This window comes from Thalassovita mediterranea, from assembly GCF_001458435.1.
GTDB classification, from domain to species: Bacteria; Pseudomonadota; Alphaproteobacteria; order Rhodobacterales; family Rhodobacteraceae; genus Thalassobius; species Thalassobius mediterraneus.
This window is the reverse complement of the sequence record NZ_CYSF01000006.1, coordinates 246,719-258,560: the sequence shown is the minus strand read 5'-3', so window position 1 is coordinate 258,560 and position 11,842 is coordinate 246,719. Positions and strand designations below refer to the sequence as shown.

Sequence of the window (11,842 nt, the reverse complement as noted above, 5' to 3'; positions counted from 1 at the left end):
TCCGTGTGGCGGGTCGGCCGGTGATTTGATCAGGCGCGCGACCAAGCACGTTCGATGGCGCGGCGCAGGATCACGCCAGCCACATGTTTCTTGAACGCGATGGGGCCGCGGTTGTCCTCGGTTGGGTCGATATCACCCAGCATGGCGTTGACCGCTGCAGTTAACGCCGCCGCATCTACCATGGTGCCGATCAGCGCCGCGCCGGCTGCTTCGGAATAGATAGGGGTGTCGCTAAGGTTGGTCATCGCGATGGAGGCCTCAGTGCAGATGTCGCCGTCGCGGACGATCTGCACCGCCGCTGCGGCGGTGGCATAGTCGCCAATTTTGCGCTTTTGCTTTTCATAGGCGTAGCCGCCCTTGGGGGCTGCAAACGTCACGGATGTCAGCACTTCTTCGTCTTCGCGGGCGGTCATGTAGGCCGCTTCGTAGAAGTCGCGCGCCGCAATCGTGCGTTCGCCATCAGTGCCGACAACAGTGAACTGCGCATCTAGGCACTGCATCAATCCAGGCATGTCGTTACCGGGATCACCATTGGCGACGTTGCCGCCGACGGTGCCCATGTAGCGCACCTGTGGGTCAGCGATTTGCAGGGCCGCCTCGCGCAGGATGGGCGCTGCTGCGGTTAGATCAGCGTGATCGATAATGTCATGCTGGGTAACCATCGCGCCAATCCGGATCTGGCCGCCGTCGACCTCAATCCCGGACAGGCCTGCGACGTCTTGCAAGTCGATCAAGTGCGGGACGTCCGCCATGCGTAGCTTCATCATCGGGATCAGGCTGTGGCCACCGGCCATCACGCGCGCATCATCGCCATGTTCGGCTAGGATGGACAGGACGCCGTCCATATCCTTGGGTCTGTAGTATTCAAATGCCGCTGGAATCATCGGCTCTCCTCCCTTCAAGCAAATGTTCTGGCTGGGAAGAGCGTGGCCGGAAGGCGCGTGTTAGCGCTTTAGAAAATCAATGAAAAACAACAGTTTTGCACGAAATGCGCCTTAGTCAGCACGAAGTGCGCCAACCTGCGCGGCAAGCGCATCCTGCGTGGCCTTGAGTTTGGAACGACTGACAGGGGCCGGAGGTACACCTTCGGCATCAAACAAGCATGTGCCCTTATCTTTGGTGCGTTCAAATCGGGCCACATGCTGAGGATTGACCAAATAGCTGCGATGCGTTTGCAAAAAACCTTCAGGCAGCAGCCGTTTCGCGGCTTCGGTTACAGACCAGGCGCAGAACAGGCGATCTTGTTCTGTGTAAACCTGCGTGTAATGGCCATCTGCCCGCACAAACAAAACGTCACGCGCGGCTATAAACACTTTGCCGCCGTCGCGTTCGCACGGGATTTGTAGAAAGGGTAGGCTGTCGTTTGTAGCGATCACTGTTCGTGTATGGGGCGCTGCCTGCCCAGCGGCGGGCTTTGACGATTGTGCGCTGGCCAGCGGAGCGTTTGGGGTTGGTGGGGTTTTGATCGGATCTGAAGGTTCTGCGCTGTTGGCTGTTGCATCGCTGGTGTCCGCGGCAGGTGTTTCCGGACCGGGCAAGTAGGTTATACTGACCCACAAACAGGCGCCGAACATGATGAAGCTGAAGACAATCACCCCAAGGGCGAGTGTTTCGTTGCTCATCAGTGGGCCAAATTCTGGACCACTGGGCACAGCGACAAATTCGGTTCCCAGCATCGCCAGAAAATGCACCGCGGTGACTGCTGCCGCAAAACACAGTGTACCCAGCAGGATATGGCGGTTGGTGCGCTGACCATAGGCAACGCCAAAGGCCAGAACGCATAGAACAATCGCCACCAAGGACGACAGCACAACGCCAAACGGCGTGTAGACCGCGCGGCATAGTTCCAGACCGGCCATGCCGATATAGTGCATGGTCAAAATGCCAAGGCCCACAATCCCCCCGGCCAGTGCGATGGTCAAAGGGGTGCGTTCAACGAAATGCAACAGGATCAGAGCGGCGCCGACGATCAGGATCGCTGTGAGTGCGGATACCAGCGTGATTGCCGCATCATAGTAAAACAGGATTGGCATCTGCAGGCCCAGCATCGCAACAAAATGCATCGCCCAAATGCCCCCGCCCAAAGCGACCGAGGCAAGCGCGATTGATGCCTTTTTTTCAAACATCGGCTTGCTGGCGAGAGAACGGGTCAGTGACAGACCGGTGAACCCCGCAACCAATGCAATGAGGCAGGACATCAAAACGAGGAACGTGTTATGGCTAACGTTAAGGAATTCCATAGCGCCAACCTGACCAAAAAAACGTCATTAAGCAAATGTCGTGTGGCGGTTTTTTGGATGTTCGGATTGCCAGGCGCCGCGGGGCACGGCGCCTGGCTTTTATGTCGATGGCAATAACGCCGGTTATTGCGCGCCGCGATCCTTGGCTGCAGGGCGTATCAGTGATTGGATCGTGTACACCAAAATGGCCATGCCGATTGCCCCTGCGGCTGCAATGGCAAGAAACACGATGATGTCCACAGGCCCGCCTAGGTCGTTTAGGCTGGAGTTGGTCATCAGCAGGACAAACCACACCCCCAGAACAGCCCCGACAGGCATCGACAGCTGTGCCAACAGGAATTTGCGCCACGCGATGCTGTGATCGCGCATCAGAACGTAGAGATAGGCCAGCGTCACGATCAGCGCGGCGGCCACCATTGACCAGAACATGCCGGTGCCAAAGATCTCTTCGAATACGGCCAGAATGGTGCCAAACGTCATATCTTTCATTTCACTTCTCCTTAGGCACGGCCACGCAGCATGGCGTTATAGGTCGCTTTCAGCGCGACCTCTTTCATCAGCCAGCTGATCCACAATTCTTCCAGTGGGGCGATTACACCGGGGAACGAGGGGACGAGGTTATTGTTGTAATCAAATTCGATCAGCATCGCGCGGCCGACACGGGTGATCATCGGGCAAGAGGTGTAGCCGTTATAGATTTCGGTTGGTGCGCGTCCCGAGATCGCGGAGATCAACCCGTCCTCTACCACTGGCACCTGCCATTTGACCGAGGCAGCAGTTTTGCCTTTGGGTACGCCAGCCACGTCGCCGAGCGCCCAGATGGTATCGTAACGCAGGTGCTGCAGTGTACCTTTGTCACATTCCACCCAACCTTGATTGGTCCATTTGTCTGGCCACGATAGACCGGATTGGCGGATGACATCTGGGGCACGTTGAGGGGGGATGACGTGGATGTAGTCATAATCCATCTCGATCGTGCTGCCTTCAGCGCCCGCCATATAGGCGCGTTTGGCCCCTGGCTCAATTGCGGTCAGAGTGTGCTTCATGTGGGCGTTGATGTCGCGGTCGCCAAACAACATACGCACCTTTTCGGCGACAATAGGCACCCCGAACAGGCTGCCCTGCGGGGCGGCATAGTGGAATTCTGCCTTGCCGCGATTGCCTTTGTCGCGGGTGATATCTTCGATCAGGAAAGTGTGTTTCAGCGGGGCTCCGGCACATTTCATTTCTGTTGCCGGGCGGGTGAACAGGCCAACGCCGCCTTCTTCGGCAAACTTTGAGGCGGCTTTCCAAGTCGCTGCGGCATATTTCGGACCTGCATAGAGCGCACCGATGCCGTTTTCGCCGACCATGTTCAGATCGAAGCCATCAATTGCATCGTGATCCAGCACCAGCCCGGGCGCGACAACAAGAAAGTCATAGGCCACTTTTTGGCCGCTTGTTGTGGCGACGAATTTAGCTTCGGGATCAATTTCGGCCGCAGCCTCTGCAATTAGGGTAACACCGTCGGGCAGCCAGTCCGTGGTTTTGGACACGACATAGTCTGCGGGTTTTAGACCTGCGGCCACCAATGAAAGACCGGGTTGGTACAGGTGTTCGACGCGCGGATCCATCAAGGTGATCTGGGCACCTTTCAAGCGGGTGACCAGCCGGTTTGCCAGCGCAGTACCACCTGCGCCTGCACCGATGATCACAATGCGTGCCTGCGTCGGGATCGCAGCGGCGGTGGCGGTTTGGGAACCTGCCGCCGCAAGGGCGGCGCTGCCGGCAGCCAGAGACAACATCTGGCGTCTGTTCAAAGTGAAGGGCATGATTGTGTGCCTTTGTATACTTTCAATTTTGGGGCGAAAAAAGCCCGCGTATCGTTGCGATGCGCAGGCCGTTGGGATCAGTAGCTGGCCACACGGGCATTGGGGGCGATCATGGCAGCGGCCATCGCGGGTGGCTTTGCCACGGTCACGCCGTCCATGAGGATCTCGGCGGTCATGCCCTTGCTCGGAAGGTAGAGAGCGCAAACCTCAACTTTGGCGCCAGGCATTCCGGCGATTTTGCCCAGCAGCATCTGTGGGCTCAGGTCCAGAGGAGGTTGCGGTTTGGTCGCGCTTTCTGGTGCTTCCTTGAGGGCGATGTCGCCAGCAGGGCCGCAAAGCAGGATGTGTGGTGCGGCGCCTTGGTTGGCGGCTTGGGTTGCTAGCACCATTGCCATCAGCTGAGTCTGTGGCTCAGGCGCTGTGAGGACGGTCACCAGCGTTTCAGGCTTGTCAGCTGCCAGCGCCGGACTGGCGATCAGTGTTGCGGATAACGCTGCTGAAAGAGCGACGGTCGCGGCTACATTGAGCATTGGGTTTCTCATTGGGAATGTCCTTTGTCAGATCCAGTTCGCGAAAATTTCAAAGGCGGCGTTTTGGCGCCACCATTACATTCATTATTTTGAATCTGTTTAAACCACCGATCAGTGGTGAAACGTGATCTGGATCAAAAAGTGACATCTTAGATGTGGAATATATTCCGCATCGCATGCGAAATCGCGCTGCGCATAGGACAGCGTCGATCATTTTGTAGCGAATTATGGGCGCGGGCAGGGGGGGCGATTCTAGTTATCGCCCACTGTTTTGGTCAGGCCCAGTTGTTGCAGCAGCTGTGGGAGGCGTTTCTTGACCTTGAAAAAACCAGCAGTGCAAAAAGGCCAGATTTCGCGATCCCAATCACGCTGCCATTCACACAGGGGCAGGCTGTTCGCATCGAGCGTAGGCCGTGCGCTGTCCAGCCAGTCGCGCAATGGACCTACGGTGGCGTATGGATGGACGATTTGATGCGCCCCGTTCAGTTGGGCGATCTTGACCAGATCACCCGGTGTCGTGACTGTTGCCACCTCATGCGATTTGGCAAGATCTGCGCAGGCATCCGTTAGTGCTTGATCCTCGAACCTGCGCACATGGGCCGCCACCGCACGGGGGGAGCGCATGTGCGCCGATGGCAGGCGCGCAACCCCTGTGATATTCAGTGTTGATAAGCTGCGCGCATCTAGCTGGCAGTCATCTGCGGTCGCCAGCAATAGAGTAGGGACATTGACCTTTGGCGCTGCAACCTGCCGCAGCGGGACAAGAGGCGGTAGGCCATCAGGCTCTTCGATCACAAGGGCGGGGGCGGTTTGGGCTAGATCGGCATCTGCAGGGGCAAATCGCCCGTTGGTAAAGGTCGCAATGTTCTGCGCTGTGGCTTGATAGGTCTTGCCCCGCGTATGCAATCCCGCCACCCAGCGCCAACTGCATGTGTTCGAAGCGGCATCCCCATCCAGAAGTTGCCGCAAAAACAGGTCCGCACCCAATCGCCAAGGCAGCCCGAGAGTGAAGATCCAGATAGAGGCAAACCACATCCGTGCATGATTGTGCAGGTAGCCGGTTGTGTGCAGCTCTCTGATCCATTCATTAAAATACGGCAGGCCAGTGCGCCCATTTTCTGCCGCCTTCAAGCGGGCGGAAACAGCCGGATCAGACGCGACGGTGTCGAGATCCCGCTCCAGTCCATAGCGAAACTGCGTCCAGACCTGCGGGCGTTGTTCCAGCCAGCCCTTGAAATAGCTGCGCCATATCACCTCTTGCACAAACTTCTCGCTGGCTGCGGGACCGTGGGCGTTTATTGCGGCGCGCACGACCTCTTCTTCGCTTAACAGACGGTGTCGTAGATAGGGGGACAGTTTTGACACATGCCGGTGTTGCCCCTGACCCAGATCGTAGTTCCGTGACTGCGCGTAGGCGGTTCCCATGTGTTCGACAAATTCCGTCAAACCCTGCAATCCGGCATTACGGGTTCCCACTGGCAGGGCAGGTGGGTGTGTGTCGGATACCGTCGGCGTGGGATTTTTGGTGGGGGCGGTCATCGAAACCTCAGTTGTGTATCTGTTGGTAGATACGCACGCGCCCGGTCCATGGATCACCTGTTGCGTGGATAGTTCAAGGCGCCCAAGTTATTTCTATGGTACGATTTTCATCCGCTGGCCCCGATGGTTCGTAATCCCCTCAACATGATCAATATACCGTCGAAACATCAAAGAAACTGGGGCAAGGTGTGCAGGTTCTCTGGCTAAAACGCGACCTAAGGGTCCAAGATCATCAGGCTTTGGTGCGTGCCGCAGCAGAGGGGGACGTTCTGCCGCTTTATGTTTTGGAACGGGAGTACTGGCGGTTGCCGGATACGTCGGCGCGTCAACTGGCGTTTACGGTCGAAACACTCGCTGAATTGCGCCGCGACTTTGCCGCGTTGGGGCAGCCGTTGGTGGTGCAGATCGGGGATGTGGTCGAGGTGCTGGAAACGCTCCGGCGGGACGGGAAACTCACTGCTCTTTGGTCGCATGAGGAAACCGGGAACGATTGGACCTACCAGCGCGACAGACGTGTTGCCCGATGGTGTCGTGACCACGGTATTCGCTGGACTGAGGTGCAGCAGTTCGGTGTTTGGCGGCGGCTGTCGTCAAGGAGCGGATGGGCGCATGGGTGGGATCGAATGATGGCCATGCCGGCGGTCACGCCACCGCCGTTGGGTCCGGTGAACGTCGATGCTGGGCCTTTGCCGAGTGTAAGGGACTTGCAGCATGAGTTCGGCATGCGTGCGGATCCGTGTCCGGATCGTCAACCGGCAGGACGCCGTGTTGCAGAAGGTGTGTTGCAGTCGTTCCTTCAACGTCGCGGACGATCCTATCGTTGGGCGATGTCTTCGCCGCTGGAAGGGGCGCAGGCCTGCTCGCGGTTGTCGCCGCATCTGGCGCTTGGCGCGCTATCGATGCGAGAGGCAGCGCAGGCGACTTGGGCGCGGCAGCGGCAATTGGCTGATATGGAACCGCGCCCAGATCCATCGTGGCCGAAATCCATGACCTCCTTTGTGGGGCGATTGCATTGGCATTGTCATTTCATCCAGAAACTCGAAGATGCGCCAGAAATCGAATTTCAGAACCTGCATCGCGCCTATGATGGCCTACGCCCATCGGCGCCGGATGCAGATCGGCTCGCGGCTTGGGCGGCGGGGGAAACAGGTTTGCCGTTTGTAGACGCTTGTATGCGCTGTTTGCGGGCGACGGGGTGGCTGAACTTTAGAATGCGGGCGATGGTGATGTCGGTGGCGGCCTATCATCTGTGGCTGGATTGGCGCGCACCGGGGTTGGTTCTGGCACGACGTTTTACCGACTATGAACCGGGCATCCATTGGTCACAGGTGCAGATGCAATCCGGAACAACCGGGATCAACACCATACGGATTTATAACCCCGTCAAACAGGGTAGGGATCAGGACCCGACAGGCGCATTCACCCGTCGTTGGTTGCCGGAATTGGCACCTATTGCGGATCATCACCTGCAGGAACCATGGATGGCGGAAAATGCAGCCGCCATTTTGGGGAAAGTGTATCCCCATCCGATCATCGACCCGCAAGAGGCCGCCCGTCATGCGCGTGATCAGGTCTGGGCTGTGCGGCGTAGTGATGGGTTTCGCGATGAGGCGGGCAACATCGTGGCCAAACACGCAAGCCGCAAACCATCACCACGCCGCCGCGCGTCATCGCGCAAAAAAGCCACGCCATCAGGTCAGATGAGTTTCAAATTCTGAAGCCACGAGGCCGCACATTATCCGAGGTGAAGAAGAGGTCAGGCATGAAAATGCGCAAGAAATCGGATCTGCCCAGCAAACCCTGCGCCCATTGCGGCCTGCCATTCACATGGCGGCGCAAATGGGCCAAGGTCTGGGATGACGTGCGTTATTGTTCGCAGCGTTGTCGCCGTGCTGCCCGCGGTTGATCAGACGGTATCCCCGTCGTTGATCAGGCCGCGCTCTGTCAGTACCTTGCGGGCGACGCGGAAACATTCAACGCCCTGAGGGACGCCGCAGTAAATCGCAATCACATGGATCGCTGCGCGGATTTCCTCCAACGTGCAGCCATTGGTGATGGCACCGTTCAGGTGCAATTCCCATTCATGCATTTTGCCAAGCGCGCCGATCATTGAGAGGTTCATCAGCGAGCGCGTTTTGACATCCAGTGCTTCATCGCCCCAGCCAAATCCCCAGCACCATTCGGTCATCGCCTCCTGAAAGGGGCGGGTGAATTCATCGGCGGCTGCCAGATTGTTTTCCACATATTCGGCGCCAAGGGTTGCCTTTCGTTTGGCAAGGCCGATCTCGAACTTGTCACTCATGGAATGTCCTTTCAGTCCAGCGCTTCGATGAGCGCGATATCTGCGGTGCAGGCCCCGGCACGTTTTTCGCGCGCAGCGCGGTAGGTGGGTGAGTTGTAGCAGGCGCGGGCGTCTTCGATGCTGTCAAACTCAATGATCACGCGGCGCTGCCAAGGTGTGCCTTCCAGTGTTTCGGCCTCTCCACGGGCCAGAAAACGTGCCCCGAACTGGGCAAAGGCGTCAGGGGCGATGGCCTGATAGCCCTGATAGGCGTTGGGATCAGTGACCGTGACGTTGGCGATCCAGTAGGCTTTGGGCATGTCAGTTGCTTTCTTCTTCGGCCAGTGCGCGTTCTGCAATGGTGGCTGTGTCGTTCAGGTGATTGTGCACTGCGGCTTCGGCGGCGTCTGCATCGCCGGACACGATTGCGGTGCAAATCGCCTGCATATGATCGGGGCCGGGTTTGGCGCGATCCTTCGTGGCGAGTGTTAGCATACGCAGGCGGCTGATGCGGCCATTCAGGCGCTGGACGATGCCCCATGCGATGTGGTGACCGGCGCCCGCAAAGATTTCTGCGTAAAAGTCGGCTGTGGCGCGGAACAATGTGCCGGGTGTTTTGTCCGCAAAGCCCTGTTGCAACTGAACCAGCGCGTTGCGCAGAGCTTCAGCGCGATCCGGTGTGATCTGTTCGGCGCAGGTGCGGGCGGCGGCGGTTTCCAGCATACGGCGGATATCATAGATCTGGCGAGCATCCTGCCAGTTCATCGTCGCCACAATCGGGCCGCGACCGGGCAGAATCTCGACCAGACCTTCGGCTTCTAGATAGCGAATGGTTTCGCGGATTACGGTACGGCTGACCCCCAGCTGTTCACACAGCGGACGTTCGACAAGACGTTCGCCGGGTTTGAAATGCCCCTCAATGATGGCTTCGCGCATCCGCTCTTGAACCATATCGCGCAGGGTCGCGGGCGGGTGTTTGATCTTTGAAAGTACAGCCTTGTCCATAGGTTGGGGATAGCAGTGTGAAGGGGGTGAGGCAAGGTAGGATTGACATACGGTCATATGGTATACCATAAGACGATTAGCCAATCCAAACTGTGAAGGTGCCTGAGATGCCCGCCGAAATCCGCAAAACCCTGCTGCATGTTGAAAACACCCTGATCGAAGGCGGCAAAGCCGCTGAAACGCCGCTGACGATGATTGCGGCAATGGCAGTGATCAGGAACCCGTGGGCCGGTCAGGGATTCGTTGAGGATCTGAAACCCGGCATTCGTGATTGCGCGCCCGGCCTCGGCTCATTGCTGACGGATATGATCCTTGAGGCCAGCGGCGGCGGCGACAAGGTCGAAGGCTACGGCAAAGCCGCGATTGTCGGCGTGAATGGTGAGGTGGAGCATGGCTCTGCCCTGATCCATACGCTGCAGTTTGGAAACTTCTATCGCAACGCTGTTGGGGCCAAATCCTACCTGTCGTTCACCAATACCCGTGGTCCGGCAAACGCTTCTTTGCAGATCCCGCTGATGGACAAGCATGATGGTGGCCGTCGTAGCCATTATCTGACGATCCAGACGCAAATCGCAGATGCCCCGGCACCGGATGAGATCGTGATTGCGCTGGGCGCTTCGATCGGGGGGCGTCCCCATCACCGGATCGGTGACCGTTATCAGGATCTGAAGGAATTGGGCCATGACGTCGACAACCCTGCAGCGGTCTGAAGTGCAGCGGTCTGACCTGCACTTGCCTGCGCCATTTGGCACGGCGGCGGTGCATATGGCGGGGGCTGGCGATCCTGTGGTGCTGATCCACGGGGTCGGTATGCAATCGGCAGCATGGGCGCCGCAGGTGCAGGCATTGGCGCAATCCCACCGCGTGATCGCGCTGGACATGCCCGGCCACGGGGGCAGTGCGCCCCTGCCGACAGGGGCACAGTTGCCCGATTTTGTGGCCTGGCTACACGCGGTGTTGACAACGCTGGATCTGGGGCCGGTCAACTTGGCCGGTCATTCGATGGGCGCGCTGGTGTCTGCTGGCTATGCGGCGGAACACCCGGAAGACGTAGCGCGTGTTGCCCTGTTGAACGGAGTCTATCGCCGGTCAGCGGCGGCCAGCGCCGCCGTGATCGCGCGTGCCGAGGAGATTGGCGAAGGCGGTTTTGATCTGGAAACCCCGCTGACCCGCTGGTTTGGCAGTAGCGCTATGGATCAGGCTGCACGGGCGCAGGTGTCGGACTGGCTATCCAGCGTTGATATTCACGGCTACGCCACCGCCTATGATGCCTTTGCACGCGGCGATGCGACCTATGCCGATCGGTTTTGCACAATTTCTTGCCCGTTTCTGGCATTGACGGCGGATGGGGATCAGAATTCCAGCCCCGAAATGTCGCGTACGATGGCGGATGCGGTTCAGAATGGCCGCGCTGTGGTGATTGAGGGGCACCGTCACATGGTCAATCTGACTGCCCCTGAACAGGTGAATGCGGCCTTGAGTGACTGGTTGAAAACCCCATTGAGCGGAGGACACAATGACTGAGATTGATCCGCGCGCCCTGCGCAATGCGTTTGGTGCCTTCATGACGGGCGTGACTGTGGTGACGACCCATGATCAGGACGGCAATCCATTGGGGTTTACCGCGAACTCCTTTACTTCCGTATCGTTGGACCCGCCGCTGGTGCTGGTCTGTCTGGCCAATTCATCGCGTAACTATGATGCGTTTTATCAGGCCGATGGTTTTGCGGTGAATGTCTTGGCTGAGGATCAGAAAGAGGTGTCAAACACCTTCGCCCGTCCGGTTGAGGATCGCTTTGCAGCGGTCAACTGGCAAAAGGGGCCACATGGCGCGCCGGTGTTTGACGGCGTGTCGGCATGGTTTGATTGCGCGACGTTCAACCGCGTCGAGGCGGGCGACCACCTGATCCTGATCGGTGAGGTGAAGGCCTTTGAAAACGCGACGCATCCCGGTCTGGGCTATGCGCGTGGCGCCTATGTCACCCCCGCCGCAGAGGCCGAGGCGTTGAGCCGTGGCAGCACGCTGAAAGTGTCCGCGCTGATCGCTCACGAAGGCAAGGTGCTGTTGTCAGGTGATGACAAAGGGCAGCTGGTCCTGCCAGAGGTCAAAGTGGGCAAAGGCGGTGCAACGGCTGCGTTGAAACAGTTGATTGCCGCCAGCGGTGTGATCGCAGAACCCGGGTTCATTTATGCGGTCTACGAAGATGACGCCTGTGAAACGCAGCACATCACCTTCTTGTGCCAGGCATCCGGCGGCACACCGTCATCCGGTATCTTTACCGAACTGTCGGAGTCTACATTAATGAGTGTGGCAGACCCCGCAGTTTGCACCATGCTGTCCCGCTTCGCAGAAGAAAGCCGGATGGGGGACTTTGGCGTATATTACGGAAATCAGGTGAGCGGCGAAGTGCGCCCGCTGACAAAAGGGGACTAACC

At 58.4% G+C, this 11,842-nt stretch carries 14 protein-coding genes; 5 read left to right on the top strand and 9 right to left on the bottom strand.

Going from position 1 to position 11,842, the window contains the following annotated elements; genetic code table 11:
• Positions 1 to 29: 29 nt before the first annotated feature.
• From TM5383_RS05185 to TM5383_RS05160, 6 genes are all read right to left on the bottom strand, one after another.
• The gene (locus TM5383_RS05185; RefSeq protein WP_058317966.1) at positions 30 to 884 is read right to left on the bottom strand and encodes an FAD binding domain-containing protein; all 855 of its coding nucleotides are present in this window, start codon (positions 882 to 884) and stop codon (positions 30 to 32) included.
• 111 nt (positions 885 to 995) lie between these two features.
• Positions 996 to 2,240 (bottom strand): MHYT domain-containing protein, encoded by a 1,245-nt coding sequence (locus tag TM5383_RS05180; protein ID WP_058317965.1) that lies wholly within the window; start codon positions 2,238 to 2,240, stop codon positions 996 to 998.
• Between the two features lie 123 nt (positions 2,241 to 2,363).
• On the bottom strand, positions 2,364 to 2,729 hold the full coding sequence (locus TM5383_RS05175; protein ID WP_058317964.1) for a DUF5368 domain-containing protein: 366 nt from the start codon (positions 2,727 to 2,729) through the stop codon (positions 2,364 to 2,366).
• Positions 2,730 to 2,740: 11 nt separating this feature from the next.
• A complete protein-coding gene (locus tag TM5383_RS05170; protein WP_058317963.1) occupies positions 2,741 to 4,051 on the bottom strand; it encodes an FAD-dependent oxidoreductase in 1,311 nt (436 codons plus the stop codon).
• Positions 4,052 to 4,128: 77 nt separating this feature from the next.
• The gene (locus tag TM5383_RS05165; RefSeq protein WP_231725042.1) at positions 4,129 to 4,593 is read right to left on the bottom strand and encodes a hypothetical protein; all 465 of its coding nucleotides are present in this window, start codon (positions 4,591 to 4,593) and stop codon (positions 4,129 to 4,131) included.
• A gap of 240 nt (positions 4,594 to 4,833) precedes the next feature.
• Complete coding sequence (locus TM5383_RS05160; RefSeq protein ID WP_082645400.1) at positions 4,834 to 6,120, bottom strand: FAD-binding domain-containing protein; 1,287 nt, start codon at positions 6,118 to 6,120, stop codon at positions 4,834 to 4,836.
• A gap of 188 nt (positions 6,121 to 6,308) precedes the next feature.
• Between TM5383_RS05160 and TM5383_RS05155 the strand changes: the two genes are divergently transcribed.
• Positions 6,309 to 7,838 (top strand): cryptochrome/deoxyribodipyrimidine photo-lyase family protein, encoded by a 1,530-nt coding sequence (locus TM5383_RS05155; RefSeq protein ID WP_058317961.1) that lies wholly within the window; start codon positions 6,309 to 6,311, stop codon positions 7,836 to 7,838.
• A 50-nt stretch (positions 7,839 to 7,888) separates the two neighbouring features.
• Positions 7,889 to 8,026 carry a DUF2256 domain-containing protein gene (locus TM5383_RS16510; RefSeq protein WP_197407376.1) on the top strand — a complete coding sequence of 46 codons (138 nt, stop codon included), beginning with the start codon at positions 7,889 to 7,891 and terminating at the stop codon, positions 8,024 to 8,026.
• Here TM5383_RS16510 and TM5383_RS05150 read toward each other — a convergent pair whose 3' ends face one another.
• Genes TM5383_RS05150 through TM5383_RS05140 form a run of 3 tightly spaced genes read right to left on the bottom strand, consistent with a single transcriptional unit; the run spans position 8,027 to position 9,406 of the window.
• Positions 8,027 to 8,422: a carboxymuconolactone decarboxylase family protein gene (locus tag TM5383_RS05150; protein ID WP_058317960.1), complete on the bottom strand. Its 396-nt coding sequence runs from the start codon at positions 8,420 to 8,422 to the stop codon at positions 8,027 to 8,029. It lies immediately after the preceding gene.
• Between the two features lie 11 nt (positions 8,423 to 8,433).
• On the bottom strand, positions 8,434 to 8,721 hold the full coding sequence (locus TM5383_RS05145; RefSeq protein ID WP_058317959.1) for a DUF1330 domain-containing protein: 288 nt from the start codon (positions 8,719 to 8,721) through the stop codon (positions 8,434 to 8,436).
• Position 8,722: 1 nt separating this feature from the next.
• A complete protein-coding gene (locus tag TM5383_RS05140) occupies positions 8,723 to 9,406 on the bottom strand; it encodes a GntR family transcriptional regulator (protein WP_058317958.1) in 684 nt (227 codons plus the stop codon).
• Positions 9,407 to 9,513: 107 nt separating this feature from the next.
• Here TM5383_RS05140 and TM5383_RS05135 point away from each other — a divergent pair, with 107 nt between their 5' ends.
• Genes TM5383_RS05135 through TM5383_RS05125 form a run of 3 tightly spaced genes read left to right on the top strand, consistent with a single transcriptional unit; the run spans position 9,514 to position 11,840 of the window.
• Positions 9,514 to 10,116 (top strand): amino acid synthesis family protein, encoded by a 603-nt coding sequence (locus TM5383_RS05135; protein ID WP_058317957.1) that lies wholly within the window; start codon positions 9,514 to 9,516, stop codon positions 10,114 to 10,116.
• Positions 10,088 to 10,930: an alpha/beta fold hydrolase gene (locus TM5383_RS05130; RefSeq protein ID WP_058317956.1), complete on the top strand. Its 843-nt coding sequence runs from the start codon at positions 10,088 to 10,090 to the stop codon at positions 10,928 to 10,930. Before TM5383_RS05135 ends, TM5383_RS05130 begins: the two co-directional genes overlap by 29 nt.
• The gene (locus TM5383_RS05125) at positions 10,923 to 11,840 is read left to right on the top strand and encodes a flavin reductase family protein (protein ID WP_058317955.1); all 918 of its coding nucleotides are present in this window, start codon (positions 10,923 to 10,925) and stop codon (positions 11,838 to 11,840) included. Before TM5383_RS05130 ends, TM5383_RS05125 begins: the two co-directional genes overlap by 8 nt.
• The last annotated feature ends 2 nt before the right edge of the window (positions 11,841 to 11,842 follow it).